The 19889-nt window shown below is 69.4% G+C and carries 20 protein-coding genes; 15 read left to right on the top strand and 5 right to left on the bottom strand.

Features of this window, described 5'->3' with window-relative positions; genetic code table 11:
• Positions 1–27 precede the first annotated feature (27 nt).
• From ACFQ9K_RS22575 to ACFQ9K_RS22555, 5 genes are read left to right on the top strand one after another with little or no spacing between them, the layout of a single operon-like run.
• Positions 28–516 carry a flavin reductase family protein gene (locus ACFQ9K_RS22575; protein WP_378726785.1) on the top strand — a complete coding sequence of 163 codons (489 nt, stop codon included), beginning with the start codon at positions 28–30 and terminating at the stop codon, positions 514–516.
• Complete coding sequence (locus ACFQ9K_RS22570; RefSeq protein ID WP_378726783.1) at positions 513–1787, top strand: acyl-CoA dehydrogenase family protein; 1275 nt, start codon at positions 513–515, stop codon at positions 1785–1787. The genes ACFQ9K_RS22575 and ACFQ9K_RS22570 overlap by 4 nt, the downstream gene beginning before the upstream one ends.
• Positions 1784–3172, top strand: a complete 1389-nt coding sequence (locus tag ACFQ9K_RS22565; protein WP_378726781.1) for an aldehyde dehydrogenase family protein — start codon at positions 1784–1786, stop codon at positions 3170–3172. The genes ACFQ9K_RS22570 and ACFQ9K_RS22565 overlap by 4 nt, the downstream gene beginning before the upstream one ends.
• Positions 3169–4314, top strand: a complete 1146-nt coding sequence (locus ACFQ9K_RS22560) for an FAD-dependent oxidoreductase (RefSeq protein WP_378726779.1) — start codon at positions 3169–3171, stop codon at positions 4312–4314. The genes ACFQ9K_RS22565 and ACFQ9K_RS22560 overlap by 4 nt, the downstream gene beginning before the upstream one ends.
• A complete protein-coding gene (locus ACFQ9K_RS22555) occupies positions 4311–5726 on the top strand; it encodes an aldehyde dehydrogenase family protein (RefSeq protein ID WP_378983532.1) in 1416 nt (471 codons plus the stop codon). The genes ACFQ9K_RS22560 and ACFQ9K_RS22555 overlap by 4 nt, the downstream gene beginning before the upstream one ends.
• 36 nt (positions 5727–5762) lie before the next feature.
• On the opposite strand, the gene ACFQ9K_RS22550 is transcribed toward ACFQ9K_RS22555, so the two are convergent.
• The 4 genes from ACFQ9K_RS22550 to ACFQ9K_RS22535 all read right to left on the bottom strand — a co-directional run bounded on the left by ACFQ9K_RS22550 (position 5763) and on the right by ACFQ9K_RS22535 (position 8460).
• The gene (locus ACFQ9K_RS22550) at positions 5763–6068 is read right to left on the bottom strand and encodes a Dabb family protein (protein ID WP_378720946.1); all 306 of its coding nucleotides are present in this window, start codon (positions 6066–6068) and stop codon (positions 5763–5765) included.
• Between the two features lie 71 nt (positions 6069–6139).
• Positions 6140–6730 (bottom strand): neocarzinostatin apoprotein domain-containing protein, encoded by a 591-nt coding sequence (locus tag ACFQ9K_RS22545; protein WP_378720945.1) that lies wholly within the window; start codon positions 6728–6730, stop codon positions 6140–6142.
• Positions 6731–6748: 18 nt separating this feature from the next.
• A complete protein-coding gene (locus ACFQ9K_RS22540; protein WP_378720944.1) occupies positions 6749–7342 on the bottom strand; it encodes a neocarzinostatin apoprotein domain-containing protein in 594 nt (197 codons plus the stop codon).
• Positions 7339–8460 (bottom strand): hypothetical protein, encoded by a 1122-nt coding sequence (locus tag ACFQ9K_RS22535; RefSeq protein ID WP_378720943.1) that lies wholly within the window; start codon positions 8458–8460, stop codon positions 7339–7341. Before ACFQ9K_RS22535 ends, ACFQ9K_RS22540 begins: the two co-directional genes overlap by 4 nt.
• 339 nt (positions 8461–8799) lie before the next feature.
• Here ACFQ9K_RS22535 and ACFQ9K_RS22530 point away from each other — a divergent pair, with 339 nt between their 5' ends.
• From ACFQ9K_RS22530 to ACFQ9K_RS22495, 8 genes are read left to right on the top strand one after another with little or no spacing between them, the layout of a single operon-like run.
• The gene (locus ACFQ9K_RS22530) at positions 8800–10413 is read left to right on the top strand and encodes a nitrilase-related carbon-nitrogen hydrolase (protein WP_378720942.1); all 1614 of its coding nucleotides are present in this window, start codon (positions 8800–8802) and stop codon (positions 10411–10413) included.
• A 20-nt stretch (positions 10414–10433) separates the two neighbouring features.
• The gene (locus ACFQ9K_RS22525) at positions 10434–11243 is read left to right on the top strand and encodes an oxidoreductase (RefSeq protein WP_378720941.1); all 810 of its coding nucleotides are present in this window, start codon (positions 10434–10436) and stop codon (positions 11241–11243) included.
• Positions 11240–12205 carry an alpha/beta hydrolase family protein gene (locus tag ACFQ9K_RS22520; protein WP_378720940.1) on the top strand — a complete coding sequence of 322 codons (966 nt, stop codon included), beginning with the start codon at positions 11240–11242 and terminating at the stop codon, positions 12203–12205. The genes ACFQ9K_RS22525 and ACFQ9K_RS22520 overlap by 4 nt, the downstream gene beginning before the upstream one ends.
• Positions 12199–13317 (top strand): Rieske 2Fe-2S domain-containing protein, encoded by a 1119-nt coding sequence (locus tag ACFQ9K_RS22515; protein ID WP_378720939.1) that lies wholly within the window; start codon positions 12199–12201, stop codon positions 13315–13317. The genes ACFQ9K_RS22520 and ACFQ9K_RS22515 overlap by 7 nt, the downstream gene beginning before the upstream one ends.
• Complete coding sequence (locus ACFQ9K_RS22510; RefSeq protein WP_378720938.1) at positions 13317–14006, top strand: hypothetical protein; 690 nt, start codon at positions 13317–13319, stop codon at positions 14004–14006. Before ACFQ9K_RS22515 ends, ACFQ9K_RS22510 begins: the two co-directional genes overlap by 1 nt.
• Positions 14003–14920 (top strand): hypothetical protein, encoded by a 918-nt coding sequence (locus tag ACFQ9K_RS22505; RefSeq protein WP_378720937.1) that lies wholly within the window; start codon positions 14003–14005, stop codon positions 14918–14920. Before ACFQ9K_RS22510 ends, ACFQ9K_RS22505 begins: the two co-directional genes overlap by 4 nt.
• Positions 14917–15705: an SDR family oxidoreductase gene (locus ACFQ9K_RS22500; RefSeq protein WP_378720936.1), complete on the top strand. Its 789-nt coding sequence runs from the start codon at positions 14917–14919 to the stop codon at positions 15703–15705. Before ACFQ9K_RS22505 ends, ACFQ9K_RS22500 begins: the two co-directional genes overlap by 4 nt.
• 21 nt (positions 15706–15726) lie before the next feature.
• Positions 15727–16470, top strand: coding sequence for an arylmalonate decarboxylase (locus tag ACFQ9K_RS22495; RefSeq protein ID WP_378720935.1), 744 nt, complete (start codon positions 15727–15729; stop codon positions 16468–16470).
• On the opposite strand, the gene ACFQ9K_RS22490 is transcribed toward ACFQ9K_RS22495, so the two are convergent.
• A complete protein-coding gene (locus ACFQ9K_RS22490; RefSeq protein ID WP_378720934.1) occupies positions 16464–17282 on the bottom strand; it encodes an HpcH/HpaI aldolase/citrate lyase family protein in 819 nt (272 codons plus the stop codon). The genes ACFQ9K_RS22495 and ACFQ9K_RS22490 overlap by 7 nt on opposite strands.
• Positions 17283–17540: 258 nt before the next feature.
• On the opposite strand from ACFQ9K_RS22490, the gene ACFQ9K_RS22485 reads away from it, so the two are divergent.
• Together ACFQ9K_RS22485 and ACFQ9K_RS22480 are read left to right on the top strand one after the other, a co-directional pair.
• Positions 17541–18533 carry an alpha/beta hydrolase gene (locus ACFQ9K_RS22485; protein WP_378983529.1) on the top strand — a complete coding sequence of 331 codons (993 nt, stop codon included), beginning with the start codon at positions 17541–17543 and terminating at the stop codon, positions 18531–18533.
• Positions 18534–18595: 62 nt separating this feature from the next.
• Positions 18596–19889, top strand: a 1294-nt coding sequence (locus tag ACFQ9K_RS22480; protein ID WP_378983526.1) for an MMPL family transporter, incomplete at its 3' end; no start/stop codon positions are given.

Below are 19889 nucleotides of genomic sequence, written 5' to 3'. Positions count from 1 at the left end.
GTTTCCACTATCGAAACGGATGTCACGGTGGAACCCAACTATCTCCGCGCGGTTTTGGCGCAGTGGGCCAGTGGGGTCGTGGTCGTCACCACGGTCCGGGCGGACGGTGGCAGACACGGCATGACGGCCAGCTCGTTCACCAGTGTGGCGCTGGAGCCGCCGCTGATCTCGGTGTGCCTGGTGTCCACGAGCACGACGTGCCGGATGATCCGCCGCAGTGGCGTTTTCGCGGCGAACGTGCTCGGGCACGATCAGCAGGACATCGGCCGGTGTTTCGCGTCGCCGGTGTGGAACGCGGCGGCCGATCGCTTCGCCATCGGGCAGTGGGACACCGCGAGCACCGGCGCCGCCGTCCTCACCGACGCCGTCGCCTGGCTCGACTGCGTGCTCACCGCCTGCCACCCCGCCGGTGATCACACCATCATCGTCGGCGCGGTGCAGGACGCCGCCACCCCGCGGCCCATCGCGCCGCTCATCTACCACGACCGCACGTACCACGAGGGGATAGTCCGATGATCGGTGAACGACTCGTCGAGGACATGACCGACGCCGAACGCGAACGCGCTCAACGGGTCGACGCGGTATTGCCCGCGCTGCGCGCGGCCGCCGAGCAGGCCGATCGGCTCGGCGCCTTTCCGCCCGGCCACGTCGACCTGCTCCGCGACGCAGGCCTGCTGGGATTGGTCGTGCCGGAGAAGTTCGGCGGGCTGGGCGGCACGCTCCGCGACCTGGCCGCGGCGACCTTCGCCATGGGCACCGCCTGCCCCTCCACCGCGCTGGCCTACTTCTTCCACAACACCAGCGCCTCGCGCGGGCTGCTTCCGCTCGAGGCGATCGACTCCGGACTCTTCGCCGACCACGAGATTCCCGTCGTGCGCGCCTTCGCCGAGAAGGTGCTCACCCGGATGGCCGAGGGGCGCTGGCTGGCGAACTTCGCCTCCGAGGCGGTGAAGACCGCCGCCGCGAACATCACCATCGCGACCACCGCGCGCAAGGTCGACGGTGGTTGGATCCTGCAGGGCGAGAAGTCGTTCGGCTGCGCGACCGGTGTCGCCGACTGCTATCTCACCTCGGCCAAACTCGACGGATACGACACCGCGGAGGGGCTCGCCACCTTCTTCGTCCCCAGGGACGCGCCCGGTGTCGCGGTGCGTGCCCCGTGGGACGGGCTCGGGATGCGCGCCACCGCCAACAACGGTATCCGGCTGGACGAGGTGTTCGTCCCGGACGACGAAGCCTTGGCGGTACCGGGCGCATTCACCAAGATGCTCACCATGAGCAGAGGCAGTTTCGTCGGCAATCAGCTCGCCATCGCGGCGGTCTACACCGGCTGCGCGCAGCACGTCTACGACGAGACACTGGCCGCGACCACCGCGAAGACCTTCGCCGACACCGGCGACCCGATCGCCTCCTCGCCGGTGCACCAGGTGCTCATCGGCGAGATGACCAAGCAGTTGCAGACCGCCTATCTGTGGTTGCGCTATCAGCTGATGATCGAGACCACCGAACCTCCGATCAAACCCAAGCCCGAGGTCTTCACCCAGTGGCGCCTGGGCAAGGGCGCGGTGACCGAGGCCTGCTTCCAGGTGGCGCTGGGCGCGTTCAAGGCCGGCGGGACCTCCGCCGCGGCCATGAGCGGCGTGGCCGGGCGGGCGCTGCGCGACCTGGCGATGGGCTTGGTGATGACCTTCCCCGCCGAGCGCGGCATGCTCGAGGTGGCCCGCATCGTCACCGACGCCAAGGCGAACGAGTTGTTCGCCACCGCACCGGCGAGCGCGGACCGATGAACGCCGGACTACCAGCGGTCACCGACCTGATCGATGACGAGTGGGGCACGCCGCAGATCGATCTCGGTGTCGCACTTCAGGATCCGGCCAGCGGTCAGCCCGTCGCCCGTGCGCTCGCCACGGCCGCCGACCGCGTCGAGCGCGCGCTCGCGGTCGCCGGCGCCGCGACCGGCCGGATCGAGGCGACCATGCTCGACGCGATCGCCGCCGACCTCGATGCGCGCCTGCCCTGGATCGCCGAACTCGACGCCCGCGCGACGGGTGTACCGATCACCCAGACAACTGCGCTCGCCGCGATCGTGTCCGGCTCGTTCCGGCTCGCGGCCGACCAACTCCGCGGCGGAGCGCTGCGCCAGGACCGGGACGGCGTCGAGGTGCACCGGCTACCGCTCGGCCCGGCGCTGTGCCTGGTCCCGTGGAACGCGCCCGCACCCATGGCCGCGCACAAGGTGGCCAACGCGCTCGCCGCGGGCTGCCCGGTGATCCTGAAGGTCAGCGAACTCGCGCCCTACAGTTCGGTGGTGCTGGCCGAGGCGATCGCCGAGCAGGTGCCCGCGGGCATGTTCCAGCTGGTGCAGGGCGGTGCGCGGGTCGGCGCGCACCTGGTCGCCTCGCCGCGGATCGCCGCGGTCTCGTTCACCGGCGGACTGGCCGGCGGGCGCTCGGTCGCCGGCGCGTCGGCGGCGCTGTTGCGTCCGTGCCAGCTCGAACTCGGCGGGAACAACCCGCTGGTGGTTCTGCCCGACGCCGATTTCGACACCGCGACCCGGATCGCCGCCGAACTGCTGACCACGTTGAACGGCCAATGGTGCCGTGCGCTGGGCAGATTGATCCTGCCCGCCGGGCGCGCGGGCGAGCTGATCGAGGGGATCGGCAAGCGACTCGCGGCGCTACGGATGGGGGCGCCGCTGGACGCGCGGACCGAGTTCGGGCCGCTGCTGCATTCCGACCATGTGCGGACCGTGCGGGCATCGTTGGAGGGCCGCGCCGCGCGCGGCTTCGGCGAACCGCCCGCGACCGGAAACTATCTCACCCCAACACTTCTCGATGGCGACCTGACCGAGGAGGTCTTCGGCCCGGTGGCCGGCGTCGTCACCTATCGCTCCATCGATGAGGCGGTGGCGCTGGCCAATGCGGTCCCGTACGGATTGGAGGGTTATGTCTGCGGCGCGGACGAACAGCAGGCGCTCGGCGTCGCTCGCCGGATCCGCGCCGGCGAGGTGAAGGTGAACGGTTCCTCGATCATGAGCCTGCATCTGATGACGCCGCGGCCCGCGTGGGGGTTGTCCGGACTCGGCGAGGAGGGCACCGCGGAGACGTTGCGCTTCTTCACCGGCGCCCGCGTGGTCGGCGTCGAGGGCCGCTTCGCGCTGCACACGTCATGACCACCCCGGCGATCGTGGTGGTCGGCGCCGGGCCGGTCGGGCTCACCGCCGCACTTACCCTGGCCCGGCGCGGAATTCCGGTCACCGTGCTCGAGCAAGGCGACGAACTCGCCACCGAGTCGCGCGCGTCCACCTTCCATCCGCCGACCCTGGAGATGCTGCGCGACCTCGGCGTGCTGAATGCGTTGCTGGAGAGCGGAATAGTCGCGTCGACCTTCCAGTATCGCGACCGTGGCGGCGGCGAGATCGCCACCCTCGATCTCGCCGTGCTGGCCGAGGACACCCCGTTTCCGTTCCGCGTGCAATGCGAGCAGAGCAAGCTCACCCCGATCCTGCTGGACGCCCTCGACGGCGCCGACGTGCGCTTCGGTTGCCGGGTCGACGGATTGCGCGGCACCGGCGATGCGGTGGTGCTGAGCACCGACGCCGGGCCGATTCGCGCGGACTGGGTGATCGGCGCGGACGGTGCGCACTCCGCGGTCCGGCACGGGCTCGGCGTCGACTTCGAGGGCAGCACCTATCCGGAGCGGTTCCTGGTGGCCTCGGTCGAGGAGGATCTGGCGCGCGTGCTGCCCGGCATCGCGCCGATCAACTACGTCTTCGACCCGGACGAATGGCTGGTGCTGCTGCGCACGCCGCAGCATTGGCGGGTGCTGCTGCCGACTCCGATCGACACCGAGGACGAGGCCGAATTACGCCGACTGCCAGAGCGTTTGGACGCGGTCGCCGACTTGGGCAGGCCATGGCACATCGCGCACTGCTCGCTGTATCGGGTGCATCAGCGAGTCGCGGGCCGATTCCGGCACGGCCGGGTCCTGCTGGCGGGCGACGCGGCGCATCTGAACAATCCGCTCGGCGGCATGGGCATGAACAGCGGCATGCACGACGCCGTCCAGTTCGCGTCCGCGCTGGCCGAGGTCGTCGGCGGCGCCCCGGACGCGCGGCTCGACGAGGTTGCGGCGCATCGCCGTACCGTCGCCGTCGAACACGTGCAGCGGACCAGCCATGACAACTGGAACCGGTTGCGTGCACGCGACGGCAGCCAGCATGCGCAGCTGCGGGCGCTGGCCGGCGACCCGGCCGCCGCCCGCGCGTATCTGCGGCGCGCCTGCCTGCTCGACTCGCTCGACCCACGGACATGAGAATCGAGCGGGAAAATCCCGCGCGGCCCCAAGAGATCGTCGGCGCGGTGATCTCGACGCCGCCGGAAGCGGTCGATGCCGCCGTGCGCGACGCGCACAGGGACTTTCGCGAATGGTCTGGACAGCCGGCCGGGACTCGGCTCGCGGCGCTCGGACGCGCCGCGGACGAGCTCGACGCCCGTCGACCCGAGCTGGCCGCGCTGCTGGCGCGCGAGTCCGGCAAACCAGTCTCCGACTGCCACGGTGAAATCGGCTTCGCCGCAACCTATCTGCGCTGGGTCCGCGATCAGGCGAGCGAAGTCCTGCGCCCGCGCGACACGGACGGCTCGCACGGCCGAATCACGCTGGCGCGGCGGCCCTTCGGCGTGGTCGCCGCGATCACGCCATGGAACGCGCCCATCATCCTCTCGATGCTCAAGCTCGGACCGGCAATCGCCGCGGGCAATGCGGTCGTCCTGAAGCCGTCGCCGCTGGCGCCGCTCGCGGTGACCGCCGCGGCCGAACTGCTGCCCGCCACCCGGGTTCTGCACGGCGGCCCGGATACCGTGCGGGCACTGGTCACCCACCCACTGGTACGCAAGGTCGCCTTCACCGGCGGTGAGCAGGCCGGACGTGCGATCGCGGCGGCCGCGGGCGGGGCTCTCACCCCGACGCTGCTCGAACTCGGCGGCAACGACCCCGCCCTGTTCCTGGACGACTTCGCCCTGACGCCAGGCGATTTCGAGCGACTCGTGCTGGCCTCCTTCGCCACCGCCGGCCAGGTGTGCATGGCCGCCAAGCGCCTGTACGTGCCCGAGACCAGGCTCATCGAGTTCGTCGAGTCGTATATCGCAGCCGCACAGCGCATCCTGATCGTCGGTGAGCCGACCGACGAGCGCACCACCATGGGTCCCGTGATCACCCGCGCCGCCGCCGAGCGCGTCACCGGACTCGTCACCGACGCCAGGAACCGCGGCGCACGCATCGTGCCGCTCGGCTCGGCACCCGCCGGCGACGGATACTTCCTCGACCCGGTACTCGTGCTCGACGCACCCGACGACGCCGACCTGGTCCGCGTCGAACAATTCGGTCCCGCCGTGCCGATCCTGACCTACCGCGAGGAGGCCGAAGTCCTCGCTCGCGCAAACGATTCCGAACTCGGCCTGGCCGCATCGGTGTGGTCGGCCGACGAGGACCGCGCCTTCGCCGTCGCCGCCCGCATCGAAGCCGGCTTCACCTTCGTCAACACCCACAACCGCACCGGCATGTCCCTGCACACACCCTTCGGCGGCACCAAGAACAGCGGCTTCGGCCGCGAATACGCCGAGGAGGGCCTGCTCGAATACGTCCAGACAACCGCCACCCACGCCCCCGGTGCCTTTCGGGCCGGCGGCGCCGGACTACCCGCCGGCGCCTACCCCGATGCCCGCTAAAGCGAGTTCGCATCGCGACATCGGTGCCGAGAGGCGCTACCGCGTATCGAAATAGTCCACCACCGCCCGGGCCGCGAGCCGGGGCACCAGCCACTGCGCCAGCTCGCGGTGGGCCGGATGCTGCTGGTAGGCAGCCAGTTCCGCTTCCGATAGATGGGTGGTGATCATGCACAGGTCATAGGAGACGGGTGTGTCCAGTTCATCGAGGGTGACGGTCAGCGAAAGGATCTGCGGCACTGCGCCATCGAGCGCGGAGAGCAGTTCGCCGGCCGGTTTCGCGTCGGCGCGGTCGTGGAACTTCATCAGCACGACGTGGGTGAGGCGGGGGTGATCGGTGGTCATCGGAAGATAGCTCCGTCCGTGCGGCCGGGTGAACGGTCCCGGGTGGCGGGCACCCCGGACCATCCGCGACCTCAGTTGTTCCGGCTGCGGCGCCGTGCCACGAAGAAGACGGCGGCCGCGACGATCACCACCGCGCCGACGCTCGCCCCGACCAGCACGGCGGTATTGTCGTCCGAGTCGTCGGCGGCTGCCGCATCAGGTTGTGCCGCAGCCGGTTTCGGGGGTTCCGCGGCCGGTCCGAAGGTCAGTGGCACCGAGGCGATGATCTCGGTGGCGTTGGTCAGACTGGTGACGCTGATCGTGCACGCGCCGGGTGCGGCGGTGCAGTCGGTGCCACCGACAGCCGCCACCAAGGCGATCGACCGTTTGTCGCCGTTGGGTTGCCACCTGCCCTGCCCGTCGGCGGCGCCGAGCATCGAGCCCGGCAGGTTGCAGTCCCCGGGGCCGGTGATCTGTGGCTTGCATTGACCGACCGCCACGGCGGGCATGTTCGCGGGCAGGCCGTCCAGGGTCACCGTGATCGCCTGTCCCGCAGCGACTCCGGTGGATTGGCTCACCTGTAATGCGGGAGCGGCCAGGGCCGCGGGGGCGCCACCGACGATGGCGATCGCGGCGACCGACAGGCCGGCGAGGATCCCCGGCCGGGTACCGATGAGCTTCATATTTCCTCCTGATGGATTTCACAATCGCCGCCGATCGGCGAGCGCGAGACCGGCGACGAGCACGAGCAGGCCCGCGGTGACCGCCCAGAGCACCGTGGACGGGCCTCCGGTGTCCGCCCCGGATCCCACCGCCGCGGTCGAGGGGGGCGCCGTGGTCGCCGTCGGTAGCCGGGACCCGGCGAAATCCACTGATACCGCGGCGGAATTGGCGGCGATGATCGCCGGCGGTTCGGTGCCCGGCAACGGCGCGGCGGCGATCACGCACTGTCGCTCGGTGCAGTCGATGTCGCGGAATCGGTGGTGGGCGGTCAACGTCAGTGGGCCGAAGGTTCCGTCGCCGCCGATGTTGACGAAGGTCGCGCCGCCGTCCAGGTCGCAATCGGTCAGCCCGTTGCGGAAACCCTGTTCGCACATGCCGACCGCGACCGCGGCGAGGCCGGGCCGAAAACCACGACCGCTCACCGTGATTCGCTGGCCTTCGGTCAGGTCCGCAGTCGTGCTGACCTGGATCTCGGCAGGCCCGCCCGCGTCGGCGAACCCCGGTGACACCACCGAGCCTCCGCTCAGCACTCCGGCCACGACCGCACCGATCACCCCGACGAGAATTCTCATGACACGCCCCCTTCGGCTGCTCCGGACCTCCGCTGTCGCGCACCGCGCCGGACCGACAGCCACACCACCACGAGCACACAGAGCGCCGAAACGGTCAGCGCGGAGCCGGTTCCGATCAGCCGGCCGAGAAGATCCACCGACCCCAGCCCGGCCAACCCGGAAATCACCGCGACCGCGGCGGTCACGCTCGCGGACGCGCCTCGGTCGGCCCGTGCCGTGACGCGGCGGACGCCTTCGTCGAGCGCCGCCACCGCCCGGAAACCCAGCGAGAGCGTCAGCGCGAGGCCGATGGTGACCGTCACCGGCCCCGGGGCGATCGCGACGAGCAACGTCCCGCCTGCCGCCAGGATCGACAGTATCGGCACCGCTTCCGTTCGATGCCAGGGCACGATGACCGCGATGACCGCCGGTGCGGCGGCGAACGACAACCACCGGCACTGCTCGGCGCCGAATTCGTTCCAGCGGAACAGCAACAGATGCAATGCCGGCAGCGTGGTGCCGCCGATCGCGAGTCCGGCGGCGAGATAAAGGGGAAATGCCGACCGGACGCTCGCGCCGATGGCCGCGTGTCGTCCGGGCGGGAGGGTCGCAGCGCCGGCCACGGCAACCGATCCAGTTGCCAGCGCAAGGACGGCGGTGAGCGCACCGGCGATGATCAGCGCTGCGCCGGGGTTCGCGTAATAGCGACCGGCCAGCCACGCGGCGGCGGCCATCCCCACCACGGCCGCCGCGCAGGCGCACACCAGACCCGTACGACCCAGCTCGAACGCCAGCGCTCGACCTACGGCCAGCAACGGCCCCGTGGCCGCACCGGCCACCAGGACCGCGATCGTGAACACCACGACGCCGTCGACCGCACCCGCGACAATGATGGCGCCGCCCGCGAGAACTCCACACCCGCTCGCCATCGCGGCTGTCGCTCCCCACCGCCACAGCCACAGTGCCGCGATGAGCAGACCGAGCACGGCGGCGGTGACGACGATATAGCCGACCACCGCGCCCGGCACGCCCACCATGCCGCCCAACGGCTTTCCGAGCAGGACGAGCTGGCCACCGCCCACCGGACCGGCTGCGATCGCACAGAGCGCGGCCGCTCCCCCGCCGACCGACGCGCGCATGCCGTTTCCAGCCCCATTGGCCTGGTTGTCGATTCGCTCCGATGGAGTCCGTGACCGGCGACCGATGTCGGCGTTTCCCAGGGATGCGCGATGTCTCGTCATCCTCAACCTCCACTCGCGTTCCACTGAGGGAAACGCAGTTTCACGATTGCCATATTGAACCCGCGCCGCCGATCAGTGTCAAGACGAGCGAAAAAGGCGATGTTTCCGGGAATTACCGCCGCGTGAAATGTCGGACCACCCCTGGACAGATCCTTCGCCGGGGTACAGAATCGAGAAACCGATGGAAACATCGTTTCGTTCTACGAAACACAGCTTCGAATGGAAGGGTCCTGGTTCATGACCCGTGTCGCGGCCGCACAACTCGCCGCCGGAACCGACGTCGCGGTCAACCTCGACGCCTGCCTCCGGGCGATCGACGAGGCCGCCGCCGCGGCGGCGGAACTGGTTGTCCTGCCCGAATTCTGTAACCATCTATCTTGGTACGCCGACCGCGCACACGCGCGCCGAATGGCCTGCACCGCGGGCGATTGGTTCCTCACCGCGATCGCCCGGCGCGCACGCCGACACCGGCTGTACGTGAAGATCGGCGTCACCCTGGCCCGCGCCGACGGCCGCACCACCGGTACCGGCCTGCTGTACGGACCCGAGGGCGAGTTGCTCGGCGAGTCCGACAAACAGATCCTGATGGGCGCGGAGAACGACTACCTCGACGCCGGTCGCAGCGAATCACCGGTCATCCCAACGCCATTGGGCCGCATCGGGATGTACGCCTGCATGGAGGGCGTGATCAACGAGGTCACCAGGTCGCTGGCGCTGCGCGGGGCGCAATTGCTGCTCAACAGCCTCAACTCGTTCGCCATCGACGAGGCGAGCCTGCACATTCCGGTACGCGCCGCCGAGAACCGGGTATGGGTGGTGGCAGCCAACAAGGTCGGCCCACTTCTTCCGGCCGAGCAGCTTCCCGCGATCGCCGCCCGGCTCGGCGTGCCGCCGGATCGGTTGCACGGCGCGGGCGAAAGCCAGATCGTCGGCCCGGACGGCACTCCGGTCGCCGTCGCGCCGGTCACCGGCGAGGCGATCGTGGTCGCCGACATCGACGTCGCCCTGGCCGACGACAAGGTCCGCCGCGACGGCACCGACATCCTGGCCGCGCGCAGGCCCGAGCTCTACGGTCCGTTGTCCGGCGCGGCGCGCGAACGCCGCGCACCCGCCGGGGCGCCGACGCTGTCGACCGCGGTATCGGTCGCCGACGCCGCGGTGCTGGCCGGCCTCGCCGCCGACGGCATCGACCTGATCGTGCTGCCGGAACTCGCGAACCTACCCATTCCGGACGTCGTTCGCGCACTGCACGACACGTCGGCACACGCGGTGCTCAGCGTGCGCGACGCCGCGACCCATCGTGGCGTGCTGGTCAACGCGGACGGCGTGGTCGGCTACCAGTCGCAGCTGCATCCGACCGAACGTCATCCATGGTTCACGGTCCCGGGTGACGGCCTGACCGTCTTCGAGTTACCTTGGGGCCGAATGGCCCTCGTCGTCGGGGACGACGCGCTGTTCCCGGAAACCTTCCGCCTGGCCGCGATTCAGGACGCGGACGTCGTCGCGGCCCCCTGCTCGCCCGCCGAGCCGTGGGAGCTGCGGCTCGGCCTGGCGGAGCGGGCGGCGGAGAACCGGCTCAATGTGGTCGCCGCGGGCACCGCCGAATCCGGCGAACTCGTCGGCGCGATCTACGCGCTCAGCCCGGATTTCACCCTGTGGACCGCATGGAGCGGACCGTTCACCGGCGTGATCAGCCATCCGGTCGTGACCGGCGTGCCGTCCGGCTCGACGAGCGTGCGTGCGGTCGTGCGTCCCGCCGAAGCCGTGCGTCGCAGCGTATCCAAAGGCACCGACCTGGTGGCCGACCGACCGGCGTGGCCACTGGACGAAATGACGAAAGAAGCTCAGTGACAACACAACCCGGAGCGACGATGAGTGAAACCGTGCAGCATGTCGAGCAGATGGTCGACGCGACCGCCAGGACCGACGTCACCGAGACCTTCCAGGAGTGGCGAGAGTTGCTGAGTGGGTTGAAATCCCGGATCGCCGAGCGCTTCGAACTCACCAGGGACCCGTCCACCGAGGAGCTGGACAGCTACGGCGATCCGGCGGCCGGTCCGTCGGGCAGCCTGGCCGCCTACTCCGGGCCCGATATCGATTGGCTCGTGCATTCCTGGATCGGCGATCCCGCAACGGGTTTCGTCAACCTGCACCTCACCGCCTGGCTCGGACCGCGGATCAGCGTCCCGCATCTCGGCATAGCGTTGCTGCTGTGGCCGCAGGGCTGGTTCTACGTCGACGCGATCCCGCGCGGCGACCTGGTCGGCGACGGAGCCTACTTCGACAGCTACTACGCCGAGAACGATCCGCCGTGGCTGGCGTTCAAGGAAGACCATCCCGATTTCACCTGGTTCACCAGCCGCACCGGGTTCATCCGGGCCAGCCTGTCCCCCACCGCGTACTGCTACTCCTTCCCGGCGACTCGCGACAATCGCGCCACCGTCGCCGAACTGCTCACCGCCCGGGTCGACCAGTGGCTCGGCTGGGTCGACGCGGCCGAACCCGTCCCGGCCGGGCAGCGCGCGGCCCTCGCCGACCGGGATCTGGCGATCCGGCGCAACATCGCCGAACGCGATCCGGCGAATGTCATGGGCGAGCGGATGTTCGGGCCCGACGTGACCCGGCGTCTGGTGCGTGCCCTGTGGGGCGGCGACCGCGTCCTGCCGAGGCCGGTCGCATGAGTGTCGTTCGTTCGCTCTGGTGGTCGACGCGCACGGCGGGCGACGCGCCCTTCGACACCGCGCACCTGAAGGTCTACTACCCCGCGATCGCCACCGGTTCCGACACCGAACGGCTCTCCGGGGTCTTCGCGCCCGATCCGGCGGCCGCACCGTACCCGGTGGTGCTGTTCCTGTCCGGAGTGAACGTCGGTCAGGACTCCTATCGCCGGTTCGTCACCGCGATCGCCGACACCGGCTTCGTGGTCGTCACGTTCGACCGGGTGGCCGAATTGTTCGGCGGGCAACGCGGATTGACCGTCGGCGTCGACCTCGACTCGGCCCGCCCCGCGGCCTACGGCACCCGCCCGACCTGTCCGACCATCGGCGCGATCCTGGCGGCGGTCACGGAGTTGAACGAACACGGCCCGCTGGCCGGCGCGCTCGACCTGAATCGCGTAGCGCTGGGCGGGCACTCGGCGGGCGGCACCGTCGTGCTCCAGTCCGCGCGGTTCTTTCCTTCGGTCCGTGCGGTTTTCGCCTGGGGCGCGCACACGATGGTGGCGACCATGCTCGGCTGGCCCGCCGGCACCGTGCTGCCCGCGCAGGTCGACTGCCCGGTGCTGCTCGGGGTCGGCAGCAACGACGGCGTGATCAAGGGCAGCGCCGACCGGTACGGCGAAGACGGCGAGCAGCGCCCTGATCCGGTGGCCAGGACGTTCGACGAAGCCTTGCCGCCGGGCGATCACCTGTTCGCGGTGGTGCCGGAGGCGAACCATTTCGGCATCGCCGACGTCGACCCGACCGCGGCACGGGCCTTCCTCGACGGCCCGGACGACGCGGACGCACTCGCCCCGTTCGCGCGACTCTCTTCGGCGTTCCTGCGCACCCACCTGTGTGGTTCGGCGGCGGCCGGCGCCGAACTCGCCGAGTTCACCGCCGCGGGTGTGCTGCGACCCCAACGATCGGAGCCCGAACAATGTTGAAGAACTTCTGGTACGCGCTGGAATTCGCCGACCGCGTCGGCCGAACCCCGACGAAGGTGACCTGCCTGGGTCAGGACTTCGTGCTGTATCGGACCACGGCGGGCACCGCGGTCTGCCTGTCGGATCTGTGTGTCCACCGCGGCGGCGCGCTGTCGATGGGCACCCTCACCGGAGACTGTATCGCCTGTCCGTACCACGGCTGGCAGTACGACGCCGAGGGCGCGTGTGTGCGCATCCCGGCGAATTCCGAGGACCGGCTCATCCCGAAGAAGGCGCGGGTCGACGCCTACCCCACCCAGGAGCGCTACGGCATGGTCTGGGCCTTCCTCGGCGACCTGCCCGAATCCCAACGCCCACCCATCCCGGACATCCCGGTGCACGACGATCCGGCTTTCCGGATGGTGCAGTTCGAGATGGAGGTCGAGGCCAACTACGAACGGACCTTCGAGAACGTCGTCGACGCCTCACACACCCCGTTCGTCCACGGCACCAGGTTCGGCAATCCGGACAAACCCGAGATCCCCAATTTCACCGTGCGCAAAGATGATTGGTCCGCGGAGGCCGACATCCAGCTCAGCCCGCCACCGCCGAGCGGGCTGTGGGGGCTGCTGTCCCGGAACAAGCCGCGCCCCGAATTCGTGACGGTGACCAATGGCTGGTATCTGCCCAACGTGGTGAAGCTGCATATCCGGTTGCCCATCGGCGATCTGCTGCTCTACGACTTCAACATCCCGCTCTCGCAAGACCGCACGCTGATCAAGATCCTCGGCTATCGCAACTTCTTCACCGGTCGCTGGGCCGACGCCGACGCCCGCAAGCGGATCAAAGACATTCTGCTGCAAGACAAACCGGTGGTCGAGGCGCAGCGACCGGAGTTGCTCCCGTTCGATCTCGCCGATGAGTTGCACGTGCGCAGCGACGCACTCCAGATCGCATACCGGCGCAGGCGAACTCAGCTGATCAAGGACGGCTGGTGGCTCGGCGACGACGACATCATCACCGGCGACGGACCGCGCCGCACCGCTACCGTCATCGCCTCCCCGGCCCGCCGGGACAACCCCGAACTCGATCAGGCCTGGGTGCACAAGGCCCGTACTGGAGGAACACCGTGATGAGCCTGCCCGCCGAGCTCAGCGAGCGCACCCTGCGACAGCTGAGCGCTTCCCTGGAACTCGTTTCGGTCGAAGACATTTCGTTGACCAGCACCATGTCGCCGGAACCGGTCGGCAGGCTGCGGGTGTGGCACGGCGAACCGATCGACAAGCTCGTCACCGTCGATCTGGTGGTCCCCGCGATCGGCTTGGACAGCCACATGATCTTCGCCTTCACGCCGTCCGATTCCGCGGTCCCGCACTTCACCCTGGACTCGGTGCGGTCGGCGGAATACCACGCCATGCACCTCGATCTCATCCCGCGCGCCGAGCTCGCCGTGCACCTCGCCTATCTGGATGCCGCGTTCCTGCCGCTGACCCCGCTGCTGGAGGCGGCTTGGCGAATCGAGGGCGTGTCGGCGGCGGCGGTCGGTCCCCGGCAGCGGGCGATGATGTCGCCGTGGATGGTCGTGTGCCGGGCCACCGACGCCGCCTTCCGAGCCCTCGGCGCCACGGTCGACGACTATGTCCAGCACTGGCTTACGCTGGTAGACAAGGGAGTTCCCGCGGTCGACGGCGATCTCGCCGCCCGCGACCGCGCCAACCGGTCGAATCTGTTCAGCCCGGAGGTGGATCCGGTGTGGGCACAGGTGACCCGGCTGCTCGGCGACGAACAGGCCGAGCGGGTACGGACGGAGTTGCTCGGATGACCGCCGCCGAAGCGCCGAGCGAGTGGCAGCAACGCATTGTCGGCGAATGGGTCGGCAGGCCGTCGCTGTTCGCCGCGGACGGCGTCTGGCGCGGTTTCGAGGACATCCGCCGGTCATCGGTATTCGCCGACGGGACCACGACGTACTACATGGACGGCAGCCTCACCGGCGGCGGCGAGCTCGCCGGGCGGTTCACCCTCGGCGCGCCGTTCGCCTTCGGGGTGGTCGACTCCGACAACGATCGGCTCTACACCGGTCCCGACTTCTACGGCGCCGGACAGCCTTACGGCGGATTCGTCGATGCCCACTACTACGGTCCGGGCTGGCAGGTCGGCTTGAACACCTGGAATCAGACGCTGGGCGACACTCAGGTGTATTCCTCGGTGCTGTACCAGGGACCTGCCATCGTCGGCGTGTTCAACGGCGTCTACACCCGCGACCCCGATCTGGCCGTCGACCTCGTTGATCACGAAACACGCTGCGGGGCAGCATCATTCATTTTCCCCACCAAGGACGAGTGCTGTTATGCGGGCGACTGCGAACTGTGGGGCGCTGATCAACAGCGCCGCGGCACCGTGCGGATCAGCCTGGAGGTCACTCCGCTGAGCCTGTTGACCGCCGAGCACAGCGTGACCTGGAGCGGGGCGCTCGACCGCCGTTACGAGGCCACCGTGCGCCGCGACGGCGTCCGCTCCTTCCACGAGGGGCCCGGCGCCTGGGGCAACGCGACCGCTTACGGGCGGGCCAACTTTCCCGTACTGCACCTACCCGACGGCAGCCGGATCATCGGGCGTGAATTCATGGTGGACGCCGCACCGGGAATGGGTGCGGGCACCGAACTCGCCGTGGTCTACGAACTGTTCGAGCACAACCGCCTCAGCGCCGTGCTGCACGGCGTCTTGGTCCGCCGATGAGCGGACCGCGGCGCACCAGCACCGTCGTAGTGACCGGCGGCACCCGCGGCATCGGCCTCGGCATCACCCGCGCACTGCTCGACCGCGGCCATCGAGTCGCATTGTGCGGTACCGATATCGGGCGGATGGACCGGCTGCGGGACGAACTGCCCGACACCGCACTGTTGCTGCCCGCCGACGTCACCGATCGCGCTGAGCTGCAAGCGCTCTGGGATGCGGCAGCGGCACGTTTCGGTCCGATCGATGTGTGGATCAACAATGCCGGCATCTCCCACCTCCGCACCCCGGTCTGGGAGCTGTCCGCCGACGATGCCCGAAAAGTGATCGACACCAACCTGATCGGCGCGATCAACGGCTCCGCCGTCGCCATCGCGGGCATGGCGGATGCCGGCGGCGGGCACGTCTGGAACATGGAGGGCCTCGGCAGCGACGGCCGGGCGGTTGCCGGACTCTCGGTCTACGGCGCCAGCAAGCGCGCACTCACCTACCTGACCAAGGCGCTCGCCAAAGAGGTCCCGGCCGGCGTCTCGGTCGGCCTGCTCAGTCCGGGCATGGTGGTCACCGATCTGCTGACCCACGGCTACGCCGATCCGGCGGAATTGGCCAAGGCGCGCAAGATATTCAACATTCTCGCCGACCGGGTCGACACCGTCGCCCCCTGGCTGGCCGAACGCGCGGTCGCGCCCGCCCGCAACGGGGCGCACGTCCGCTGGCTGACCACGCCCAAGGTGATCGGCCGCTTCGCCACCGCGCCGCTGCGGCGGCGCGACCTGTTCACCGAGTGAATACGAACCGGAAGAGGAACTGTGCCTGACGTATTGGGTTGGAGGGCGAAGTTCGGCGTACTCGCCCCGTCGACGAATACCGTGGTGGAACCCGACTTCGCCCGGATGAGCGTGCCCGGAGTGACGACGCATTTCGGGCGCATCCACATTCGCGACCAGAACATGGGTGACGACGCGGGCATGGACCGCCTGCTCGACCAGATCCGCGCCGAAATGGACGCGACCTGCGCCCGCGTGCTGACCTGCGAGCCCGACTACATGGTGATGGGCATGTCCGCCGAGACCTTCTGGGGCGGCGTCGAGGGCAACCAGAAGTTCGTGCGGCAGATCCACGACGCTACCGGACTATCGGTAGCCACCGGGGCCGAAGCCTGCCGCCGTGCGCTGACGCTGAACGGAGCGACGCGGATCGGAGTCGTGACGCCGTATCAACCGATCGGCGACGAGAACGTGGTGCGGTTCTTCGGCGAGTTAGGCTTCGAGGTGGCCGCGATCAAGGGGCTGCGCTGTCCCACCGCGGTTTCCATCGCGCACGTCACCGAGGCACAGTTGCGCGACGCGCTGCGCGAGGTCGACAGCGACCGCATCGACGCGCTGGTGCAGTGCGGCACCAACCTGTCCATGGTCGGCCTGGCCGACGCCGCCGAGCGCTGGCTCGGTAAACCGGTCATCGCGATCAACGCGGCGACCTGGTGGATGGCGTTGCGCGACAACGGCATCCACGACCGAATCGACGGCGCGGGGACCCTCCTGCGCGATCATTGATCCGCCAGCAACCGCCGCGCCCGCCGGACCACCGCCAGGTCCACCATCCGGCCCTGGTCGTCCAGCACCGCCCCGCCGACGGCATCGAACCGGGCCACCAGCGCCCGTGCCCGTTCGATGTCGCCAGGATCGGGGGTGAAAACGTCGTTCACGACCGCGACCTGAACGGGATGAATGCAAGCGCGGCCGCGAAAGCCCATGCGCGCCAAGGCCATCGTGGAGACCTTCAGTGCGTCGAGGTCGGCGAAGTCGGTGCGGACCGGGCCGAGCGGCGGTGCGATGCCCGCGGCGGCGCTGGCCAGCACGACGTGCGCGCGTGCCGCCCACAGCTCACGCTCGTCGGGGCCCGGATCGATCCCGATCTCGGCGCTGAGATCCGTCTCGCCGAGCTGTAAACGATCCACGCGGGGCGCGGCGGCGATGTCGCGGGCGGCCAGCACGGCGGACGCGCTTTCCAGGATCGGGCAGATCCGGATGCCGCCGGGACCTGGCTCGAACTCACGCAGCACCGCACCCGCGGCGCGGACCTGGTCGGCGGACTCGGTCTTGGCGAGACACATCGCGGACACACCGGCCACCGCGACCGCCGCCAGGTCGGCCTCGCCGGTCGCGCCGGGATTCACTCGCACCCAGATCCGAGGCCGGCTCGCGCGAGTCTCGTTCAGCCACGCGGCAACCGCGGTCCTGGCCCGGTCCTTGGCGGCCGGGGGAACCGAGTCCTCGAGATCGATCAGCACTACGTCGGCACGACTCGACATCGCCTTGTCGAAGAGCTCGGGGCGGTTGCCCGGCACATACAACGCCGATCTCACCGGCACACCCTCCGTCCACTGCGTGCAGCGACTCCCGGCCGCCCTGGACCCCGACGGTACTCGCGGTATCTAGATTTTGGCAACGCCGTTTCGCTAGAAGAAACAGTCGGACAGGCGAATTCGGGCTGATCGAGGTAGATACCCGTGGAGAAGTTCCGGCGGACCGGTTGACAGCCCTCGGAACTCGAGCGCTAATGGACGTCAAGTAGGAAACGCTATTTCGCATCAAGAAACAGCGTGCGCGTCACTGGAGTCATGATGAACCTCCGAGGTCCGGCCGTCGCCGCCATCGCCGTCTGTCTCACCCTCGCCGCCGGACCCGGCGCGCGCGCCGAACCCGCGACGACGCACGAGACCATCGCTATCCCCTGCGCCGGAACGAATGTGCCGATTCCGGTGGACTGGCATATGCCGACCGGCACACCAAGGGGCCTGATTTGGCTGCAACACGGATTCGCCCGCAGCAATGCCAATATCGCCGGTCTCGCAACCGCTTTCGCCGGCGCGGGCTATCTGGTCTTCACGCCGAGCCTGCCATTCCTCGACGTCGCGGGTTGCACATTGCAGAACCTCACCGGCAATACCGGGTTCCTCGGCGCGATCGCGACGCTCTTCGCCACCGCGCAGAACCCCGGCAACGCACTCGCCCAAAGCTTCGCCGCGGCCGCCGCACACGCGGGCAGGACCGAGCTCCGGCTGCCCGCGCGGTATGCCTTCGTCGGCCACTCCGCCGGAGGGGAGGCCGTCGAGTACGTCGCCCACCGGTTGCGCACCGACCATCCCGACGACTGGAGCGGCCTGCAGGGGCTGGTACTGCTCGACCCGGTCAAATCCTTCGTCGGCGACAACACCGAGCGCGCCCTCGCCGATCTGGACAGTACGTCGCTGCCGATACTCACCATCTCCGGCCCGCCGTCGCTGTGCAACGCCTTCGGCAGCGGCACCGGCGCGGTCCAGTCGCTCCTGCATCGCTCCTATGTCGGCATCCGCATCAGCACCGGCGTCCATACCGACGCCGAAGGGACCAGCGTCGACGCCCTCGGCAGCTTGCTGTGCGGCACACCGGAATCGGTGAACATCACCACCCTGCGCACCCTCGCCCTCGGCTGGGTCGGCGACTACTTCGCCGGCAGCCGATCCGCCGACTACTACCCACCCGACGCGCCACTGACCGACGCACAGACCGCCCGGGCCGCCGTCGCCCGGGTGGCGGCGGCACCCGACGCCCAGATCCTCACCGGCTCTTCGTGATCAACACTCCGACCTATTTATCTCATTTGCTTAACAGTTAAGTTTCTGAAATAGTTGAGCGGGTGAGTTTCTGGGATAGATTTGCCGCAGCAGTGACCGGGCGCCGATCCTGGCTGGTCCTGCCGCTGCTCGTGCTGGCGGCCGGGCTGGTGTTGGGCGCGGTCGGTAGCAACGACTCCGCCGGCCAATCGCCGAAGTCGCTCCCCGACTCCGCCCAGTCCGCGCGCGCCCAGCAGGCATTGCGCCAGTTCCCCGATGCCGGTGCCGGGTCGGCGATCGTGGTTGCGACGCGGACCGACGGCGGCGATTTGACCGAGTCCGATACGGCCGCGGCCACGGCCGCCTTCCGTCGTGCACTGGGCGTCCAGCCCGGAACCGACGAAGCACTCACGCCCGCTCCGGATCGCAAGGCGGCCATCGGCCAGGTGCCGGTGCCGGGCGAGTTGAGCGGTTCCGCGCTGACCGAGCGGGTCGACCAGCTCAGGCAGGCCGCCAAGGACGGCCTACCGGCGGAGCTGACGGTTCAGGTCACCGGCGGCCCGGCCTTCGGCGCCGATATCGCCGATTCGTTCTCCGGCGCGAACGTCACGCTGCTTGCGGTGACCGCGGCGGTGGTGGCCCTGCTCCTGATCGTCACCTACCGGTCACCCGTGTTGTTCCTGATCCCACTGCTGATCATCGGCTCGGCGGATCGGGTGGCGACCAGCGTCTGCACCGGACTGGCGAATCTCACCGGCCTCAGCTTCGACGGCTCGACCTCGGGCATCACCAGTGTGCTGGTGTTCGGCGCCGGCACGAACTACGCGCTGTTGCTGGTCTCCCGATATCGGGACGAACTCCATCGGCGAGGCGACGATCGGACGGCGCTGCGGGATGCCGTTCGGCGGGCCGGGCCCGCCATCCTCGCCAGCAATCTCACGGTGGTCGCCGCCCTGCTGGTCCTGCTCATGGCGGACACACCGAGCACCAGGAGTTTGGGCGCGTTCGGCGCCGCCGGACTGCTGGTGGCCTTGCTCTTCGTGCTCGTCGGATTGCCCGCCGCGCTGGCACTGTGCGGACGAAAAGTGTTCTGGCCCTTCGTCCCCGCCACCGACGAACGCGACCCGGGCGCCCAGGGCGGGTGGCGGGCGGTCGCCACCCGGGTGGTCGAGCGGCCACGGCTGATCGCCGCCTGCGCGGTCGGCGTGCTCTGCCTCTGCGTGAGCGCGTTGTTCACCGTCGATGTCGGATTGACGCAAATCGAACAGTTCCGCGTCCGCGCCGAGTCGGTCGACGGATTCGACACTCTCGCAGCGCATTTCCCATCCGGTGCCGCGGATCCCGCCGTCGTGCTCGCGCCGGATTCGGCGACCACCG

The organism is Nocardia sp. NPDC056564 (assembly GCF_042793755.1).
GTDB lineage: Bacteria > Actinomycetota > Actinomycetes > Mycobacteriales > Mycobacteriaceae > Nocardia.
Note: the sequence above shows the minus strand (reverse complement) of the source record. Positions and strands in the feature narration are given on the sequence as shown.